The organism is Pseudomonas sp. CCOS 191, from assembly GCF_001007005.1.
Taxonomy (GTDB): Bacteria; Pseudomonadota; Gammaproteobacteria; order Pseudomonadales; family Pseudomonadaceae; genus Aquipseudomonas; species Aquipseudomonas soli.
Map to the genome: position 1 here is coordinate 2,514,996 of NZ_LN847264.1, position 16,775 is coordinate 2,531,770.

At 61.4% G+C, this 16,775-nt stretch carries 20 protein-coding genes and 2 pseudogenes; 13 read left to right on the top strand and 9 right to left on the bottom strand.

All coding sequences use genetic code 11. From position 1 onward, the window contains the following. Positions 1-48 precede the first annotated feature (48 nt). Complete coding sequence (locus CCOS191_RS11400) at positions 49-966, bottom strand: LysR family transcriptional regulator (protein ID WP_046855292.1); 918 nt, start codon at positions 964-966, stop codon at positions 49-51. Positions 967-1,091: 125 nt separating this feature from the next. On the opposite strand from CCOS191_RS11400, the gene CCOS191_RS11405 reads away from it, so the two are divergent. From CCOS191_RS11405 to CCOS191_RS11425, 5 genes are all read left to right on the top strand, one after another. Next, a complete protein-coding gene (locus tag CCOS191_RS11405) occupies positions 1,092-1,850 on the top strand; it encodes a 5-oxoprolinase subunit PxpA (protein WP_046855293.1) in 759 nt (252 codons plus the stop codon). A gap of 94 nt (positions 1,851-1,944) precedes the next feature. Then, positions 1,945-2,190, top strand: a complete 246-nt coding sequence (locus CCOS191_RS11410; protein WP_046855294.1) for an acetyl-CoA carboxylase — start codon at positions 1,945-1,947, stop codon at positions 2,188-2,190. 10 nt (positions 2,191-2,200) lie between these two features. Then, complete coding sequence (locus CCOS191_RS11415; RefSeq protein WP_046855295.1) at positions 2,201-3,574, top strand: acetyl-CoA carboxylase biotin carboxylase subunit; 1,374 nt, start codon at positions 2,201-2,203, stop codon at positions 3,572-3,574. Continuing rightward, complete coding sequence (locus CCOS191_RS11420) at positions 3,571-4,443, top strand: 5-oxoprolinase subunit B family protein (protein ID WP_046855296.1); 873 nt, start codon at positions 3,571-3,573, stop codon at positions 4,441-4,443. The genes CCOS191_RS11415 and CCOS191_RS11420 overlap by 4 nt, the downstream gene beginning before the upstream one ends. Continuing rightward, positions 4,440-5,414, top strand: a complete 975-nt coding sequence (locus tag CCOS191_RS11425; protein ID WP_046855297.1) for a biotin-dependent carboxyltransferase family protein — start codon at positions 4,440-4,442, stop codon at positions 5,412-5,414. The genes CCOS191_RS11420 and CCOS191_RS11425 overlap by 4 nt, the downstream gene beginning before the upstream one ends. Positions 5,415-5,513: 99 nt before the next feature. On the opposite strand, the gene CCOS191_RS11430 is transcribed toward CCOS191_RS11425, so the two are convergent. Continuing rightward, positions 5,514-6,071, bottom strand: coding sequence for a GNAT family N-acetyltransferase (locus CCOS191_RS11430; protein WP_046855298.1), 558 nt, complete (start codon positions 6,069-6,071; stop codon positions 5,514-5,516). 121 nt (positions 6,072-6,192) lie between these two features. Next, the gene (locus tag CCOS191_RS11435; protein WP_046855299.1) at positions 6,193-6,411 is read right to left on the bottom strand and encodes a hypothetical protein; all 219 of its coding nucleotides are present in this window, start codon (positions 6,409-6,411) and stop codon (positions 6,193-6,195) included. A gap of 164 nt (positions 6,412-6,575) precedes the next feature. Here CCOS191_RS11435 and CCOS191_RS11440 point away from each other — a divergent pair, with 164 nt between their 5' ends. Further along, the gene (locus CCOS191_RS11440; protein ID WP_046855300.1) at positions 6,576-6,878 is read left to right on the top strand and encodes a hypothetical protein; all 303 of its coding nucleotides are present in this window, start codon (positions 6,576-6,578) and stop codon (positions 6,876-6,878) included. Between the two features lie 25 nt (positions 6,879-6,903). Here CCOS191_RS11440 and CCOS191_RS11445 read toward each other — a convergent pair. Next, positions 6,904-7,131, bottom strand: a pseudogene (locus tag CCOS191_RS11445) (LysR substrate-binding domain-containing protein); the annotation flags it as partial. 11 nt (positions 7,132-7,142) lie between these two features. On the opposite strand from CCOS191_RS11445, the pseudogene CCOS191_RS28380 reads away from it, so the two are divergent. From CCOS191_RS28380 to CCOS191_RS11455, 3 genes and pseudogenes are all read left to right on the top strand, one after another. Next, positions 7,143-7,229: pseudogene (locus tag CCOS191_RS28380) on the top strand (RidA family protein); the annotation flags it as partial. A gap of 628 nt (positions 7,230-7,857) precedes the next feature. After that, positions 7,858-8,358, top strand: coding sequence for a hypothetical protein (locus CCOS191_RS11450; RefSeq protein ID WP_046855302.1), 501 nt, complete (start codon positions 7,858-7,860; stop codon positions 8,356-8,358). Between the two features lie 12 nt (positions 8,359-8,370). Next, positions 8,371-8,613 (top strand): hypothetical protein, encoded by a 243-nt coding sequence (locus tag CCOS191_RS11455; protein ID WP_046855303.1) that lies wholly within the window; start codon positions 8,371-8,373, stop codon positions 8,611-8,613. 26 nt (positions 8,614-8,639) lie between these two features. Here CCOS191_RS11455 and CCOS191_RS11460 read toward each other — a convergent pair whose 3' ends face one another. Beyond that, on the bottom strand, positions 8,640-9,554 hold the full coding sequence (locus CCOS191_RS11460; RefSeq protein WP_046855304.1) for a LysR family transcriptional regulator: 915 nt from the start codon (positions 9,552-9,554) through the stop codon (positions 8,640-8,642). Between the two features lie 140 nt (positions 9,555-9,694). Between CCOS191_RS11460 and CCOS191_RS11465 the strand changes: the two genes are divergently transcribed. Both CCOS191_RS11465 and CCOS191_RS28385 read left to right on the top strand, forming a co-directional pair. Continuing rightward, on the top strand, positions 9,695-10,090 hold the full coding sequence (locus tag CCOS191_RS11465; protein ID WP_046855305.1) for a RidA family protein: 396 nt from the start codon (positions 9,695-9,697) through the stop codon (positions 10,088-10,090). Between the two features lie 383 nt (positions 10,091-10,473). Beyond that, on the top strand, positions 10,474-10,671 hold the full coding sequence (locus CCOS191_RS28385; RefSeq protein WP_269451419.1) for a DUF3077 domain-containing protein: 198 nt from the start codon (positions 10,474-10,476) through the stop codon (positions 10,669-10,671). A gap of 106 nt (positions 10,672-10,777) precedes the next feature. Here the strand turns inward: CCOS191_RS28385 and CCOS191_RS11475 are convergent, their stop codons facing one another. Further along, positions 10,778-11,020: a hypothetical protein gene (locus CCOS191_RS11475; RefSeq protein ID WP_046855307.1), complete on the bottom strand. Its 243-nt coding sequence runs from the start codon at positions 11,018-11,020 to the stop codon at positions 10,778-10,780. Positions 11,021-11,030: 10 nt separating this feature from the next. Then, positions 11,031-11,531, bottom strand: a complete 501-nt coding sequence (locus tag CCOS191_RS11480; RefSeq protein WP_046855308.1) for a hypothetical protein — start codon at positions 11,529-11,531, stop codon at positions 11,031-11,033. Between the two features lie 451 nt (positions 11,532-11,982). On the opposite strand from CCOS191_RS11480, the gene CCOS191_RS11485 reads away from it, so the two are divergent. Both CCOS191_RS11485 and CCOS191_RS11490 read left to right on the top strand, forming a co-directional pair. Further along, a complete protein-coding gene (locus tag CCOS191_RS11485; RefSeq protein ID WP_046857755.1) occupies positions 11,983-12,240 on the top strand; it encodes a hypothetical protein in 258 nt (85 codons plus the stop codon). A 185-nt stretch (positions 12,241-12,425) separates the two neighbouring features. Continuing rightward, the gene (locus CCOS191_RS11490; RefSeq protein ID WP_046855309.1) at positions 12,426-12,725 is read left to right on the top strand and encodes a DUF3077 domain-containing protein; all 300 of its coding nucleotides are present in this window, start codon (positions 12,426-12,428) and stop codon (positions 12,723-12,725) included. A gap of 514 nt (positions 12,726-13,239) precedes the next feature. Here CCOS191_RS11490 and CCOS191_RS11495 read toward each other — a convergent pair. Continuing rightward, positions 13,240-15,723 (bottom strand): TonB-dependent siderophore receptor, encoded by a 2,484-nt coding sequence (locus CCOS191_RS11495; RefSeq protein WP_046855310.1) that lies wholly within the window; start codon positions 15,721-15,723, stop codon positions 13,240-13,242. Positions 15,724-15,834: 111 nt separating this feature from the next. Then, positions 15,835-16,770: a FecR domain-containing protein gene (locus CCOS191_RS11500; protein WP_046855311.1), complete on the bottom strand. Its 936-nt coding sequence runs from the start codon at positions 16,768-16,770 to the stop codon at positions 15,835-15,837. Positions 16,771-16,775 lie beyond the last annotated feature (5 nt).

The following is a 16,775-nucleotide window of genomic DNA, read 5'->3' on the forward strand; positions in this document are numbered from 1 at the left end:
GGGCGCAGTGCATGACTGGCCTGATGGATCAGGGGCATTTGCTTGCTTTCAGCGCCGTGCGGAAAGTTGCTGCGGCGCCAGGAATGCATCGTGGAAGTAATTGTGGAACGCGTGCATCGCCGGGCTGAATTCCCGCTCGCGATGCCAGGCCAGGCCGACGCTCATGGGGGTGACCTTGTCGGTGATGGTCACGGTTTCGATGCGTTTACCCTCCAGCGACCAGGGGCGGTGTACCAGGTCGGAGAGGATCGCCACGCCGCTGCCGTTGGCCACCATGCTGCGCACCGCTTCCACGGAGCTGGTGCGGATTCGCACGTTGGGCTGCTGTCGGGCATGTTCCCAGTAGCGCATGGCGCTTTGTTCGGCTTCGTCGACGGTCAGCAGGATGAAGGGCTCGTGTGTGACGTCGGCAAGGCTCACGGCCGAGTGTTCGCACAGCGGGTGATGGCTGGGCAGCCACAGCCGGCGCTCGGAATTGAACAGGGTTTTCGAGACGATGTCCGGGTGGGTCAGGTTCGAGGTCAGCACCACCGCCATGTCGAATTCGCCTTCCAGCAGGCCATGCTCGATGGCCTGGCGCTCCCGTTCGTGCACTTCGATGGCCACGTCCGGGTGCCAGTGCTCCAGGCGTTGCAGATGGTGCGGCAGGAAGTAGCCGATCACCGTGTAACTGGCCGCTATCCGCAACAGGCCGGTGGCACGAACGTCCGGCAGTGGGCTGTTAAGGGCGTCGTCGACGCTGCGCAAGATCACGTAGGCCCGATTGAGAAAGTGCCGTCCGGCATCGGTCAGGCTCATGCCCTGGGCCGAGCGCTGGAACAGCAGCGTGCCGAGCATGCCCTCCAGTTCCTTGATCGCCGTGGTCACCGCCGACTGGGAAATATTCAAGTGAATCGCAGCTTGGGAGATTTGCCCGATCTCGGCCGTGGCGACGAAATAGCGAACCTGGCGCAGGGTCAGTGACATGAACACTCCGCTTGATGAGGTATCTGATTTTCAGAAGATAGCCCCTCTGATAATAGATCTTCCCAAGGGGGTGGTTGGAATTTAACGTGCTCTGCATGAAGTCACAAGCGTCAGGAGCGAGTGTCATGCAGGCAGTAGATTTCAATTCGGACATGGGCGAAGGCTTCGGTCCGTGGACTATCGGCGACGGAGTCGACAACGAACTGATGGGCTTCATCAGCTCGGCCAACATCGCCACCGGTTTCCATGCCGGCGACCCCGGCACCATGCGTCGCACTGTCGAGCAGGCCAAGCGCCTGGGCGTGGCCGTCGGTGCCCATCCGGGCTTTCGCGACCTGGTCGGGTTCGGCCGCCGTCACATCAATGCACCGGCCCAGGAGCTGGTGGACGACATGCTCTATCAGCTGGGCGCCCTGCGTGAACTCGCCCGGGTTCAAGGCGTAGCCCTGCAACACATCAAACCCCACGGCGCGCTGTACATGCACCTGGCCCGGGACGAGGAAGCGGCGCGTTTGCTGGTGGAAAACCTGCAGCGCCTGGAGCCCGAGCTGCTGCTGTATTGCATGCCCGACTCGGCGATCTGGCGTATCGCCACGGAGCTGGGCCAACCGGTGATCCGCGAGTTCTACGCCGACCGCGAATACGACCTCAGCGGCTCCATCGTCTTCACCCGCAACGTGCGTGCCTACGACCCCGCGCAAGTAGCTGCGCGGGTACTGCGTGCCTGCCAGGAGGGCGTGGTGCGCACGGTGGAGGGTGAAGACCTGGCGATCGAATTCGACTCCATTTGCTTGCACAGCGATACACCCGGTGCCCTGGCACTGGTCGAGGCTACCCGTAATGCGCTCGATGGCGCAGGGATCCAGGTGCGCGCTCCGCGATAACGCAACCGAAGTCACCTGGCACGCAGACGCCAGGGCTTACTCGACACACAGATTTTTTGCCTGCCTTTCTACAACTATTCCAAGAGGAACAGACATGGCGCAGCACACAGTCATCACCCCGTTGCCGGGGACTTTCTACCGCAAGGCCACCCCGGACTCGCCGAACTACGTCGAGGCGGGTGCCCAGGTCAGCGCCGACACGGTGATCGGCCTGATCGAGGTCATGAAGCAGTTTTCCGAACTGACCGCCGGCACGGCAGGGCGTCTGGACGCGTTTCTGGTCGAAGACGGTGATCCGGTTGAGCCGGGTCAGGTCATCGCCACACTCGAAGACGCGTGAGGGCACGACCATGACTCAAGGCATTGGTAAATTGCTGATCGCCAACCGCGGCGAGATTGCCGTGCGGATCATCCGCGCCGCGCAAGCGCTGGGGATTCCCACTGTGGCGGCGTGCAGCGAAGCAGACGTCGATTCCCAGGCCGCACGCATGGCCGACGAAGTGCACATCCTCGGCCCGGCCCGCGCCGACAAGAGCTACCTCAATGTCGAAGCGCTGCTCGGTGCCCTGAAGGCCACCGGCGCCAACGCGGTGCACCCAGGCTACGGCTTTCTCTCGGAGAACGCCGAATTTGCCGAAGCGGTGCAAGCCGCCGGGGCGATTTTCGTCGGCCCAAGCCCCGAGACCATCCGGCGCATGGGCGACAAGGCCGAAGCCCGGCGCACTGCGCAAGCCGCGGGTGTGCCGGTGGTGCCCGGCTCCCCGGATGAACTGTTCGATGTGGAGTCGGCGCTCAAAGCCGCCGAATCCGTCGGTTTCCCACTGCTGATCAAGGCCTCGGCCGGAGGTGGCGGACGCGGCATTCGTCTGGCGGAAAACCTGCAACAATTGCGCGAAGAATTCCCCCGTTCCCAGCGCGAAGCCCAGGCCGCCTTTGGCAATGGCGCGGTGTATCTGGAGCGCTTTATTGGCAAGGCCCGGCACATCGAAGTGCAGGTGCTGGGCGATGGCAAGCATGCGGTGCACCTGTTCGAACGGGAATGTTCGCTGCAACGCCGCCGGCAGAAGATCTTCGAAGAAGCGCCGTCGCCGGTCCTCGATGCGCAGCAGCGCGAGACCCTCTGCGCGAGTGCCGTGCGCCTGACCGAGGCCCTGGGCTATCAGGGCGCGGGCACCCTTGAGTATCTGTACGACGACGCCACCGGAGAGTTTTTCTTCATCGAGATGAACACGCGGATCCAGGTGGAACACCCGGTCAGCGAGCTGATCACCGGCATCGATCTGGTTCAGGCCATGTTGCGCATCGCCGGCGGCGAACCGCTGGGCCTCAAGCAAAGCGATATCCGGCTCAACGGCGCGGCCCTGCAAATGCGCCTGAATGCCGAAGACCCGGCGCGGGATTTCTTCCCAAGCCCGGGTCTTGTGCAAGCGCTGAACTGGCCGGAAGGCGAGGGCGTGCGCGTCGACAGCCATCTGTATGAAGGCTACCGGGTACCGCCATACTATGACTCGCTGCTGGCCAAGCTGATCGTCCATGGCAGCGATCGCGCCGAGGCCCTGGCCCGCGCGCGACTGGCCGTGGAGCAGACCACGCTCACGGGCATGGCCAGCACCTTGTCTCTGCACGGCGAGTTGCTGGAGCAACCCTGGCTGCACACCGCCGATTTCCACACCGGCACTTTGGAAACCTGGCTGGCCGAGCGCCGCAGCGGAGGTGCAGCATGAGCAGTCCGATTCGCTACAGCTTTGGCGCCGACGAACATCTGTTTGCCGAAGTCAGCGACAGCATGTCTCTTGAAGCCTTCTTCAAGGGCATGGCCGTCACCCGTGCGGTGGAGCGCTTGGCCCTCGATGGTGTGCTCGACGTGTGCCTGGCCAACGCCTCGTTCCAGATCCGTTTCGATCCGGACCGCATCGCCCCGGCCGATCTGCTCGAAGCGGTGAAGGGCGCCGAAGCCGAGGCCGTGGCCGAGCGCACCCTGCACACCCGGATAATCGAAATCCCGGTGCTCTACAACGATCCGTGGACCCACGAAACCCTGATGCGCTTTCGCGACCGCCACCAGGACCCGAACGCCACGGACCTGGAATACGCCGCGCGCATCAACGGCTTGGCCGACGTCGAGGCGTTCATCGCCGCCCACAGTGGCGCGCCGTGGTTCGTTTCGATGGTGGGCTTCGTGGCGGGCCTGCCGTTCATGTTCCAGATGGTCGAGCGCGAACGCCAGTTGCAGGTACCCAAGTACCTGCGACCCCGTACCGACACGCCGAAATTGACCCTGGGCCATGGCGGCTGCTTCGGTTGCATCTACTCGGTGCGTGGCGCCGGTGGCTACCAGATGTTTGGCGTCACTCCGGCACCGATCTACGACCCGCAGCAGAACCTGGGGTACCTCAAGGAACACATGGTGTTCTTCCGTCCCGGCGACATCGTGCAGTTCAAGTCGATGGACCGCGATGCCTATGACCACGCCGTGGCCGAGGTCGAAGCCGGGCGCTTCGATCTGCGCATCCGTCCGGTGGAGTTTTCGCTCGATGCGTTCCTCGCCGACCCGATCGGCTATCCCAAGTCGCTGCAGGAGGTGCTGGCATGATCAAGGTACTCAAACCAGGCCTGGCCACCTCAGTGCAGGACCTCGGCCGCGAGGGCTACTACCATCTGGGGATACCACCTTCCGGGGCGCTGGATCAGTACGCCCTGAGCGCGGCCAACCAGTTGGTGGGCAATCCGGCCAATTCGGCGGCGCTGGAGTGCACCTTGCTGGGGCCGGAGCTGGAGTTTCAGCAGGACGCCCTGGTGGCGGTATGTGGTGCGCAGATGACGCCGAAAGTCGATGGCGTGGACATGCATCTGGACACCGCCTTCGAAGTGAAGGCCGGACAAGTGCTGCGTTTCGATTTTCCCAAGGCTGGCGCGCGGGCTTATCTGGCGGTGGCCGGCGGTATCGATGTACCGGTGGTACTCGGCAGTCGTTCCACCTACGCGCTGGGGGCGCTGGGTGGTTTTCAGGGGCGCAGGCTGGTGATTGGCGATGAACTGCCGATAGGCGCCGCCAGCGGCAAGGGGCGTGTCGGGGCGAGTCTGCCCATGGCGTTGCGACAGTCGCTGGGAGGGGAGGTCACCCTGCGGGTGGTGCCGGGGCTGTACTACGATCGCTTGACCCTGGCGGCGGCGGACAGCTTTTTCGCCGAAGCCTGGACCGTCGGCTCGGAGGCAGATCGCATCGGCTATCGCTTCAAGGGTGGCAGCCCGCTGAGCTTCCAGCCTCGCGAGCAGCCGTTCGGCGCCGGCTCCGATCCTTCGAACATCGTCGACAGCTGCTACCCGATCGGCTCTATCCAGGTGCCGGCAGGGCTCGAGCCCATCATTCTGCACCGCGATGCAGTGTCCGGTGGCGGCTACGCAATGATCGGCACGGTGATCAGCGCCGACCTCGATCTGGTCGGCCAGATGCAACCCAACCAGAAGGCCCGCTTCGTCGCGGTGACTCTGGAAGAGGCGCTGCAAGCCCGACGTTCCTACAAGAAAAAACTCAGCTGTCTGGGCAAGCTGTTCCCTTGCTGATCTGCCCGCCGCACTGCGCGGGTAGAGCCAAAAAGGCAAGCCAACGCCGCCCCTCGGTGCGGGGGCGGCTGCCTGCGCTTCAACCGCTGACGTAAAGAACTAGCGACTGGCAGTCGAGCTTTCCAACCAGTCAGCACGAGTCATCTCCCATACTTCGACCTCCATCCGTCCAGATACGAAATTTCCTGCCCGCACGTCTACCAAGCGCATACCCTCATGTTTCGAGACCCTGCGAGATGCGTCGTTGGCAACCGCTTTGGGAACCTGCATGACCGGACGCAACAGTGTCTCGAACCAATAGGCATTGATGATCCGGCATGCCTCGCGCATGTAGCCCTTTCCCCACCACTGTGGGGCGAGCCAAAAGCCTCTGTTGTTTCCAGGCTGATCATACAAACTGATGCTACCCAGGGTGCAGCTGGCATCATCGCGCATGCGGATCATCCAGTGCCATTCCCGACCTGCTGCCATGGCAGGCAGGGCGATATCTCGGACATAGATCAGCGCCCCGTCTTCTGGATACGGCCATGGGACACGACGATCCAGGTAGCGAACCACCTCCCAGCAGGGGAACAGCTCCTGAATGATGGGCGAATCCTCTAACTGGAGGGGGGTGAGAACCAGCCGATCAGTGACAAGCGTCGCAAGACTGTCCATGACATTCGTTCCCGGGCATCCCTGTGAGATTTTGATTATCTGTACCGGGTTGGTTTGTGTCGACCGGTTCTGGCTGTTATCTGCCCTCTGCCAAGGGCAGCTATGGGGCGGAAGCGGCCACTCAATGAAGGTGAAAAAGTATTAGAATCAACCTCAAAGCTTTCTTACCATCTGCTTCGTAAAGGCTGCGTAATGAAGCCTGATCGGCGAGCTTGTGTAGGTTGAAGTGGTTGTAGAACGCTTGGCCCAGTCGCTGATGCTCAAAGCTCCCTTGACTCCAAAGCCGGACGAACTCCTCATAAGCGGCGCGTTCGATCTGCAACGAGAAATCGGTTTCCATGTCAGGCTCCCATCAGTAGACGGCCGCGAACGTACCAATGGCCTGTCGCCTCTGCAAGCTTGGTCTTTCCAGCAAGATGTGTAGTTCTCGGCCGGAAGCTGCCAGTTGTGGCCGACTCAAATCGATCTAGAGCAGTTGTATGAATAGATGAGGCGACCGACATCATGCCCAAACCTACGAATTACTTTTTTGCGAATGTAAGGAAACTCAACGAATTTCGGCCGGGCGTAACCTCGCTCGTGCTTTTTGGCCTAGAAGTCGAAGGCGATGACCCGGTATATCTGGAGATTCGCTTTGAAGACTACGAAGAGCTCCAGATTGAAGGCGACCACTTGATGCTTGGATTAGAAGATGCCATGGAAAGCGCCGAACTTGAGTACGGTATTTTGCGTGGCGATTGGCGAGAAATGAATGAGATGGAAATTCAGCGAATTCCGTTTTTTGTTGGTGGAATACCTGTAAAGTGATTCGACCGCTGTAATTCTACAGGTGTCATTCGCATGTGACTGCTTCTGGCCTATTGCGGTCAGCGGCCATCAATTCGATTATCCAGTCGATAAACACCCGCACCTTGGCGCTGACATGGCGATTCGGCGGGAAGGCTAAATACATTGGCATCGGCGACATGTGGCAGTCTTCAAACAGCGGCAGCAGTTCGCCGCTGATCAGGTGCGGTTCGGCCATGTACTGCGGTAGCCAGAGCATCCCGAGGCCAGCCAGCCAGGTCGGCGGCAAGGCACGCCACGGTGGCCGCTATCGGCGTGACCTGGTTGTCCGGCTTCGACTTTGAGATCAAGGTGATCGCGAAACTACCGTAATAGAGGCGGTGCAACTGCTCCGTCTGGATCATCTTGAATAACTTTTGTACTACTTGGTTCTATCGCGCTGGGGGATGCAGACTGTTTTTTGGATAGCTAGGTAATGGGGTAGGGGAGCAAGTTCATTGCGTGTCCTACAGGCATGAATAAGATTTTCCCTATTTCGAGTAGTCCGTTTCCGAAGCATGCTTTACCCGCTTTTACGCCATCCAACCGAGGTCTAGTCTCGCTGGGTCGCTACAAAAAAGTAGCGACCGGGTCTGCAAGCCCGAGCGGGACAACTAGATCAGCACCACCCTTTTGCCATTGGTCTCAAGCCATTGGCTGTGCGTCATGGTGGCTGCGTGCGGGTGGCCTTCGGGTCAGCCGGGCTTACTCTGGTTGCCCCGGTCTTGCAGACCCGTACATAGCCGCCACCTCTTCGCCTGGAAGCGATGGGTTGCGGTCCGATCAGCGTAACCAGAGAGTTTCATCACGCTCAAGATCTTTCCCGATGCATGAGTTCGGCTTCTTGCTATGCAGCCATTTCGCGGCACAAGCCCACTCCTAAAGGGATCGTGTCAACTTTCAGCTGCATATGGATACCCAGCTGTTCAGAAACTCTGGCTGTTTCGTAAGGATGCGTTAAGTGAACTTTGAAGCGACATTCCAGTACATGGGCCACCACGGGATCGTGTTCAACGTCTCGCAGATCACCCTCACCGAGAGTGACCGCGGTCGTTTGTGCGAGCTGCATTTTGGCGAAGCAAAGCACGCCCATTACCAAGTCAATAGTAAAGTCGTAGAGGTTTACGACAAGATGCAGGCCAAAAACCTGCCCTGCGTGATGATGGTCGGTATTTCCAAACCGCTGACCCGTCAACAAGCAGACACCCTCAATACCCAGCGCACCAGCATTGCTAACCTGGCGCTCTCCGCCTTCGGCGGGGCTGCCCGTGCTGTGGGCAATCTGGCCGGGCCAGTAGCAGGGATGGCGGCAGGTACTGCTGTAGGTATGGGCGTGCGCTCTTACGTTAATGACGTCTTACCCACTTACCATGCTGGCGACGTAGTCGTGAGCATTCAGGCTCAGGTGAGTGGTGGGATTGGCCCGCAGCGCACTGCCGAATCACTGATCATCAGGGCTTGAGAGGCGACGCACATGTCCGAAATTACCCAGGCAGTCATCTTCGTTGCACTGGCTTTTCTATTTGAACGGTTCATGAAGCCATACCTGCTGCGCAAGTGGCTAGGCGTTGCATTGGTCATTGCTGGACTGATTGGTTGCGTTGCGCTGAGCCAGACTCGTCTGCAGGGCTTTGACCTGGGATTGATGTCTGCCCTTGCAGTGCCGCTTGGCATAGGGCTGTTCCTGAGCAGGCGACGATTTGAGGGACGAGAGTAGGAGCCTGGAGCGGCCTTGCACCTGGTTCAGCCAATCACCGGCGCATGCTCGGCCATCAATTCGGTTATCCAGTCGATAAACACTCGCACCTTGGCGCTGACATGGCGATTCGGCGGGAAGGCCAGGTACATCGGCATCGGCGACATGTGCCAGTCTTCGAACAGCGGCAGCAGTTCGCCGCTGATCAGGTGCGGTTTGGCCATGTACTGCGGTAGCCAGAGCATCCCGAGGCCAGCCAGGCCGGCGGCAAGGTACGCATTGCCGTCATCGACTGTCAGTTGCGGGCGCGCCTGGACCTCCAAGCGTTCATCACCTCGGTGCATCGCATAGGGCAAGGTTTTGCCTGTACGAAACCAGAGAAAGCCAACGGTTTTGTGCTGGCCTTCCTCCAACTCAAGGGGGTGAACCGGCGTCCCGAAGCGCTGCAGATAGCCGGGCGTGGCATAGATGCCGAGTTTCAGATCGCCCACATGCCTTGCCACCAAGGACTGGTCGGTGATCTCGCCGCCACGCACCACGCAGTCAATGTTTTCACCGATGATGTCGACGATGCGATCGCTCACGCCCACCGTCAGCTGGATTTCCGGATAACGTGCAAAGAACTCCGGCAAGGCGGGTATGAGCAGCATTCGCGCCAGCGGGCTGGGTACATCCACCCGCAGCCGACCGCGCGGCGCCATCGACGCGCTGGACAAGCTGGTCTCGGCGTCGTCCATGTCTGCCAGTAACCGGACTACACGTTCGTAGTAGGCCGCGCCGTCGGCGGTGACATTGACCTTGCGCGTGGTGCGGTTGAGCAGGCGCACGCGCAGCCTTGCTTCCAGCTGCTGAATGAGCTGCGTCACGGTGGTCTTGCTCATGTGCAGGGTAGCGGCCGCCTTGGTGAAACTGCCGGTTTCCACCACCCGGGCAAACGCCTGCATTGCATCGAATCGGTCCATTCCACGCCTCGTTCGCACCTGGATTGTTTGGAGTATACAAACAGTCCTGGCCAGAGCTGCCCGTTTATCCAGGCAAGTGGCCTTTTTATAGTGGCCTCACCGTAAACACCGGGCCGCTAGGGCCCAGAACGAGGTAGGCCATGTCCAGCAAACGTGATGTCGTTTTCCCGCCAGATCGCCATGCTTTGTACGAGTTGCACCGCTACTCGCCGGCGATTCGCTCCAATGGTTTTCTGTTCGTATCCGGTCAGGTCGGCAGCCGCAAGGATGGTTCGGCCGAGCCTGACCTCGCGGCGCAGGTTCGCCTGGCCTTTGCCAACCTCAACGCGATCCTGGCCGAGGCGGGCGGTAGTTTCGAGGATGTGGTTGATACGACCATCTTCATGGTCGACCCCGACTCGAAATTCGAAGCCATCTGGGAGGTGGCAGCCGAGTATTGGGGCGAAGCGCCTTATCCCACGGTGACCGCTATCGGCGTGACCTGGCTGTCCGGCTTCGACTTCGAGATCAAGGTGATCGCGAAACTGCCGCAATAGTAATGGGGTAGGGGAGCACGATCATAGCCCGTCCTACAGGCATGAATAAGATTTTCCCTATTTCGAGTAGTCCGTTTCCGAAGCATGCTTTGACCACTGTTGCGCCCCCGAAGTGGCGGCTAGTCTCGCTGGGTCGTATCAACGGCCGGGTCTGCAAGCCTGCGCGGTATTACGATGGTGCTCACCATGAGCCTCGGCGTTGAGTCGTGGGTCTCGCTTTTTGGTGGCTGCGTGCGGGTACCCTTTTGGTCAGCCGGGTTTTCGCCTCGTAATGCCCCGGTCTTGCAGGCCTGCACGTAGCTGCCATCTTTCACTGTCCGCCGAATTCCTTCTCCTTAAAGACGCCCCGCACCTGCCTGGAAGGCGCCACCAAAGGTACGCGGCTGTTCCGCGTAGAGTCTGGTAACTGTGCGAACTACGCCATGGAGCAGGCTTCCGTGCTGCTCGACAGCGCCCGCCGGGCTTCCTTCATCGGTGTGATGGACAACGAACCGGTGCTGGTCTGGGCATCGCACTACCTGAGCGATATGGCCAAGGCATTGATGGATGATGCGCATATGGGAATGGTGAAGAAGGTGTGACACAGACAGGGGAGGCGCGCGCAGGGCCGCCCCGACTTGCGCCCGTCAGAAACGCCCCCTGAGTAAAAGGGGGCGGATTTTTCCTCGCCAGAGTTTGGAATGGCTATCAGTCCATATCCGAGAATCGCCGCCGCGTCAGGAACAGCACCACGCCTAGCGGCACAGCCAGCAGCGCCAGCAGTTCCAGGTCAAAGCCCAACACCTGTTGCTGGTCGACTTTGAAGATGCCGACCAAGCCCGCGGCTAACAGCGCCACGCCCAGCCACTTGCGTAAGGGGGAGGGTCTCAGAAACTGAACGAGTAGTGCGCCCAGTACCAGAAGGATGGCAGCTTGCATGATGTAAGGCATGTGTCGCTCCTCAGACCTTGATGACCAACGTCACGCCAGAACGTTGCGGGCCAATCCCGCCATGAACCTCTCCCTCGATGCTGACGAGTACGTCGCCTGCATGCAGGTTAGGCAAGGCCCCTTTGAGGTACCAGTTCATTCCTGTCGTCACCACTGCACCGGAAGTCCAGCCAATTATTGGCCCACCCAAAGCGCCCACCTTTCCGGCAGCAGCACCTGAGGCTGCAGCAATTCCTTTGGCGACGTTGCCGCGCAGGGTGTTGATGGTATCGGCTTGCTGCCGGGTCAGGGGGTTGGAAATGCGGACTGTCAGCAGGCAGGGCAGGTTTCGGGCCTGCATCCGATCATACAGATCCACGACCAAGTTGTTGACTTGGTAGTGGGCGCGTTTTGCCTCACCAAAGTGCAACTCGCGCAGGCGGCCTCGGTCACTTTCCATAAGGGTAATTTGCGAGAGATTGAAGACGATCCCTTCATCGGTTCTGTACTGAGTGGTCCTCTCGAACTTCATGCGCGTGTCCATTCGTGCAAAAGAGGGGATGTTCTACTAGCGATGGGGTAGATGCAAACTATCTCTCGGATAGCTGGGTAATGGGGTAGGGAGCAAGTTCGTATCGCGTCCTACAGGTATGAATAAGATTTTCCCTATTTCGAGTAGTCCGTTTCCGAAGCATGCTTCGGCCACTGTTGCGCCCTCGAAGTGGCGGCTAGTCTCGCTGGGTCGTTGCCAAATCAACGGCCGGGCCTGCAAGCCCGTCTGAACATCGAACTGTACTCATCTTCGAGTCGCTGGCGTTTTCCAGTGGTTGTGCTCAATGGTGGCTACGTGTGGTTGGCCCTCGGGCCGGCCGGGTTATCGCTCGATGTTCCCCGGACTTGCAGACCCGCACGTAGCCGCCACCCATCCTCCTGCAGGTGAATGGGTGTCTGGTTGATCATTCATGAACGTCGAGTATGAAGTCATGTTGAAGATCGTCCCGGATCCACCACCGTCCTCCGAATCCCCCCATCTCCTTGAAGACACCCTGGTCCAGGCCACCGAGTACGTTATGTGCGCGCTGGCCGTCGCCCATCAATCGTTCAATCACCTGCCGAAATCACCGGCCACCCTGGTGATGCTGACGATGATGCACGAGCTTGACGCCACCCGCACATTGCTGGAGTCGGCACTTGCCCAGCTCCACATGAGTACGCGACCGCCGTCATACACTCTGCACTGACAGAGCCGCCACGGATTGGTGAGAGTGGGCGCCCGGATCAGTGAAACAGCTGATGCGATTCCCGTCATCACCTGGGCTTGCCTCATCGCGGGGCAAGCCCGCTCCCACGCATTTGATGCATAACCAGTCGGCGCGCAACCCGGTCTTCGAACCCGCTACATCAAAGACACCCGAGGATTTCGCAAATGGACAACGAAACCCCTGCAGACCACGGCCAGCTTGGCTGGACCGTGGGCGCTTGCACCTGCCTGGAAGGCGCAACCAAAGGTACGCGGTTGTTCCGCGTAGAGCCCGGCAACTGTGCGAACCACGCCATGGAGCAGGCTTCCGTATTGCTCGACAGCGCCCGCCGCGCTTCCTTCATCGGTGTGATGGACAACGAACCGGTGCTGGTCTGGGCCTCGCATTACCTGAGCGATATGGCCAAGGCATTGATGGATGATGCGCACATGGGGATGGTGAAACATCCATCTCACCCGCATTGATGACAGTTTTCATTTCGTCATGCTCGATCAACCGGCGCGGTTTGCCAGCGCTGTTGCGCTTTCCTCAAAGCTTGAGCAGAGCGTGGGTGATGAATCGGTGGCGCGTTTGTGGACAGCCCTCTCAAGGTCTTTGGGTGCGAGGGCTATTGACCGAGTGAGGGACCCCATGTGTTCGCCGCAACCCTTGCAGCGCCTATGAGATCGAGCGCCGCCCGCGCGGCGCATCGCGGATGAATCCGCTCCTACATCTGTTGCAACGTGGCCATGCCTGATAGGCCATGGTTGTGAGCCTTATGTGCTCGACGCGGTTTTTCTGTGGGCATTGCTGCCGCCCCACTCATCTCAAGACCTGCGCCAAGGCTGGCAACCATGGCCTGACAGGTTCGGTACGTTGCAAAAAATGTAGGAGCGGATTCATCCGCGATGCGCCGCGCGGGCGGCGCTCGATCTAACAGGCGCAGAAGCCTTCGTGGCGAACACCTGGAAAGGCCCGGCGCTTACATCCCAGCCCCCATCAGAAACTCCCCTTGAGCGTCACCATGAAGTTGCGCGGCTCGCCGTAGTAGTTGCCCCAGCCAGTGGCCCCCACAGTCGAGTAATAGCGCTTGTCCAGCAGGTTGTTGCCGTTCAGCGCCAGGCTCCAGTGTTCGTCCAGGCGGTACTGCACGCGGCCGCTCCACAGCGTGTAGCCCGCTTGCTCGATGCTCAGGTTGCCCTGGCGGCGGAAGTTCTCGCTCTGGCTGGATACCCCGGCACCCACGGTCCAGCGGTCGAGCGCGCCGGCGAGCTGGTAGTCGCCCCAGACCTTGAGCATGTGTCGCGGGATGAAGCTGGACGTGAAGTTGAGCTCGGTCGGCTCGGTCTGGTTGATGGTGTTCAGGTACTTGGTCTGGGTGTAGGTGTAGCCCGCCAGCAGTTGCAGGCGCTCGATGGGCGAGCCGCTGACCTCGGCTTCGAAGCCCTGGGCGCGCACCTTGCCGCTGTCGGTGTAGCAGTACTGGTCGCCCGAGCCCTTGCAGGTGTCGACGAAGTCGGTTTCGGCGCGGTGCTCCTCGATGGTGCGGAACAGGTTGAAGGTAGTGTTGAGCGCGCCGCCGAACAGTTCACCCTTGATGCCCAGCTCGTAGTTGGCGCCGGTCTTCGGTTGCAGGGCCTGGCCCTGGGCGTTCACCAGGTTGCTCTGCGGCTGGAAGATATCGGCGTAGCTGGCGTAGGCGGTCCATTCATCGTTGAGGTCATAGAGCACTGCGGCGAAGGGCGTGACCTGGCCGTTCTCCTGGCTGCGGTTGTGCACCCAGTAGTCCCAGGCCTGGGTGTAGGAATCGCTTTTGTTGCGGTACCAGCTCACCCGCGTGCCGAGCACCAGGGTCAGCGGCTCGGCCAGTTTCAGGCGCAGGGTGGCGTAGGTGCCGTACTGGGTGGTGGTTGAGTCGGTGGGTTCGCTGCCGCCACGGCTGGGGTTGGCCAGAAACTCGTCCTTGGAGGGGTGTGGGAAGGCCGGTGACGGGTCGAAGGGGTTCTGGGTACCGTTGAGCGGCATCAGCGCGAAGTAATCGTGGGTCTTCTGGCGGCTGGCGTTGGCGCCGACGATCAACTCGTGCTCGAGACCGAATGCCTCGAACTTGCCGTCGAGGTAGCTATCGAAGCCGTAGTCGTCCTGGTCGTAGTCGAATCGCCCGGCGTAGCGGCCGATCGCGGCGCTGCCGGCACCGACCGGTACCGCGCCCTCGGCGTAGCCGTACTCGATATTCTGGTTGTTGTGGGTGTAGACCGAGGCGAAGTTCAGGCTCCAGTCGTCGTTGAAGCGGTGCTTGAGGTCGGCGAAACCGGTGGTGCGCTGGCTTTGCTGGTCGTTCCAGCTGGCGCCCAGGCAGGTGGAGCGCGACAGCTTCAGGTCGCTGCCATCAGCATAGCGGGGCAGGCCGTGGTAGCAGGGCGAGGCATCGATGTCTTCATAGGCCAGGCCGACGCCCAGGGTGGTGTCAGGCGTCACGTCCCAGTCCAGGGCGCCGTACAGCACCTGGTCCTGGCGCTTGGCATTGTCGTAGAAGTACTGGCGATCCTGCAGGGTGGCCACGGCGCGGCCGCGCACGGTACCCGATTCGTTCAGCGGGCCGCCCACGTCCACCTGGCCGCGGTAGTTGTCCCAGGTGCCGGCGGACAGGGTCAGCGTGGTCTGGGCCTTGTCCTGGCCACGTTTGCGCACAAAGTTGACGCCGCCTGCCGATGAGCCGGAACCTTTCATCATGCCGGCCGCGCCCTTGAGGATCTCGACCCGGTCGTAGAAGGCCATGTCGCTGGAGAAGCTGTTGGCCTGCACATAGTTGCCACCCACGTCCAGCGGTACGCCGTCGTACTGGTACTGGCCGTCGAGGTTGAAACCGCGCGAGTAGAAGTACTTGCCGCCCATGGGCGAGTCGTAGACGGTGATGCCGGGGGTCTTGTCGAGCACCTGTTCCAGGGTGTTGAGGTTCTGGTCGTCGAGCATCTTGCGGGTCATGACGGTGACCGACTGCGGCGTCTCCTTAAGGGTGTGCACGCCTTTGCCGATGGTCACCGCCCGCGCTGCATAGGACTGGGTGCCCTCGCTGGTGGCGTCGAGGCGGTTGGCGTCGATGGTCAACGGCCCCAGCTCCATCGCGGGGCCATTGTCAGCCGGGATCAGCACATAGCCGCCATTGCCCTGGCGCTGGGCTTGCAGCCCGCTGCTGCCAAGCAGGCGCAGCAGGCCTTCCTCGACGCTGTAGCTGCCGTCGAGCCCGGGGGTGGAGAGATGCCGGGTCTGCTCGGTGTCGAACGAAATGGTCACCCCCGCCTGTACGCCGAACTGGGTGATGGCGTTGCCCAGGGGGCCGGCTGCGATGTGGTAGGCGGTCTGGCTGACGGCCAGGGCGTCGACCGGCGCGAACATCAGGCCAGGCGCGGTGGCGAGGGACAGGCCGAGGGTGAACCGGTGGATGGCGTGGCGCAGGCGGGTGCTGGGCTGGAGCAGGGGCATTGGGTGATCCTTGCGTGTCATGGCGGAAAGTCGCTGTCGTCGCGGCTTGTGTCATGGACGGACGAGAATCGAAATCAGCAAGATTGCGAAAAACTTTTTTTGGCGCCGGGCTCAGGCAGGTTCGACGTTGACCCAGTAACGGCTCAGGTAGCGCACCCTCACGGGCAGGGATTTCGGCAGGTTCGCCAGGGCGATATCGGTGTCATCGATGGCGAACGAGCCGGAAATGCGCATGCCTTGGACGGACGGCGCGCAACGCAGCACGCCGGGGCGGTAGCGGCCCAGTTCGGCGATGAAATCGCCCAGGCGCCAGTCGTTCACGCTGAGCATGCCCTGGACCCAGGCCGCGGAATCGGCGGGCAGGGCTTGTGCGCGGCCGATCGCGTCGCGGTCAAAGCCGGCCTGCTGGCCGACGTCCAGGCGCAACACCTGGTCGAGGTGGCGTTGCGGGCGTATCTCGACGGCGGACTGCAACACGCCGACCTGTGTCTGCTGCGCTGTTTGGCGCACGCTGAACTGCGTGCCCAGCGCACGCACGCTGCCGTTGTCGGTGTGCACGATGAACGGGCGGCGGGCGGCGTCGCGGGCGGTGCTGATCAGGATCTCGCCGCGATACAACTGGATCGCCCGCACCTGGGCGTCGAAGCGCACGTCGAGTGCGGTGTCGACGTTCAGCTCCAGCTGCGAACCGTCGTCCAGGTGCAGCGAGCGCCGTTCACCGCTGCCGGTGCGCTGCTGGGCGAGCAGGGCGCGATAGGGCACCTGCTCGCTGGCCAACCAGGTACCGCCACCGACCGCCAGTAGCAGGCCCAGCACCTTGAGCACCTCGCGGCGCTGCGCCTGGGCCGCGCCCAGGCCTGACAGCGCAGCCTGGCGCGGCACCCTTGACCACTGGTGTTGGAGTTTCTCCACCCGCGACCAGGCTTCGGCATGCGCGGGGCTCGCGGCCAGCCAATCGCGCCAGGCCTGGGTCCGTGCTGTGTCGGCATCACCGTCATTGAGTTGCACGTACCAGGTCGCGGCCGCCTCGAGGGTTTTCAGGTCCACTGGCC

What these genes read in the sequence shown, in the direction of transcription:
- CCOS191_RS11440 (WP_046855300.1), top strand. Translation starts at nt 6,576, where the DNA reads ATGCCCAAACCTACGAATTACTTTTTTGCGAATGTAAGGAAACTCAAC.
- CCOS191_RS11455 (WP_046855303.1), top strand. Translation starts at nt 8,371, where the DNA reads ATGTCCGAAATTACCCAGGCAGTCATCTTCGTTGCACTGGCTTTTCTA.
- CCOS191_RS11430 (WP_046855298.1), bottom strand. Translation starts at nt 6,071, where the DNA reads ATGGACAGTCTTGCGACGCTTGTCACTGATCGGCTGGTTCTCACCCCC.
- CCOS191_RS11490 (WP_046855309.1), top strand. Translation starts at nt 12,426, where the DNA reads ATGGACAACGAAACCCCTGCAGACCACGGCCAGCTTGGCTGGACCGTG.
- CCOS191_RS11495 (WP_046855310.1), bottom strand. Translation starts at nt 15,723, where the DNA reads ATGCCCCTGCTCCAGCCCAGCACCCGCCTGCGCCACGCCATCCACCGG.
- CCOS191_RS11410 (WP_046855294.1), top strand. Translation starts at nt 1,945, where the DNA reads ATGGCGCAGCACACAGTCATCACCCCGTTGCCGGGGACTTTCTACCGC.
- CCOS191_RS11400 (WP_046855292.1), bottom strand. Translation starts at nt 966, where the DNA reads ATGTCACTGACCCTGCGCCAGGTTCGCTATTTCGTCGCCACGGCCGAG.
- CCOS191_RS11425 (WP_046855297.1), top strand. Translation starts at nt 4,440, where the DNA reads ATGATCAAGGTACTCAAACCAGGCCTGGCCACCTCAGTGCAGGACCTC.
- CCOS191_RS11435 (WP_046855299.1), bottom strand. Translation starts at nt 6,411, where the DNA reads ATGGAAACCGATTTCTCGTTGCAGATCGAACGCGCCGCTTATGAGGAG.
- CCOS191_RS11475 (WP_046855307.1), bottom strand. Translation starts at nt 11,020, where the DNA reads ATGCCTTACATCATGCAAGCTGCCATCCTTCTGGTACTGGGCGCACTA.
- CCOS191_RS11405 (WP_046855293.1), top strand. Translation starts at nt 1,092, where the DNA reads ATGCAGGCAGTAGATTTCAATTCGGACATGGGCGAAGGCTTCGGTCCG.
- CCOS191_RS11415 (WP_046855295.1), top strand. Translation starts at nt 2,201, where the DNA reads ATGACTCAAGGCATTGGTAAATTGCTGATCGCCAACCGCGGCGAGATT.
- CCOS191_RS11480 (WP_046855308.1), bottom strand. Translation starts at nt 11,531, where the DNA reads ATGAAGTTCGAGAGGACCACTCAGTACAGAACCGATGAAGGGATCGTC.
- CCOS191_RS11485 (WP_046857755.1), top strand. Translation starts at nt 11,983, where the DNA reads ATGTTGAAGATCGTCCCGGATCCACCACCGTCCTCCGAATCCCCCCAT.
- CCOS191_RS11460 (WP_046855304.1), bottom strand. Translation starts at nt 9,554, where the DNA reads ATGGACCGATTCGATGCAATGCAGGCGTTTGCCCGGGTGGTGGAAACC.
- CCOS191_RS11465 (WP_046855305.1), top strand. Translation starts at nt 9,695, where the DNA reads ATGTCCAGCAAACGTGATGTCGTTTTCCCGCCAGATCGCCATGCTTTG.
- CCOS191_RS11420 (WP_046855296.1), top strand. Translation starts at nt 3,571, where the DNA reads ATGAGCAGTCCGATTCGCTACAGCTTTGGCGCCGACGAACATCTGTTT.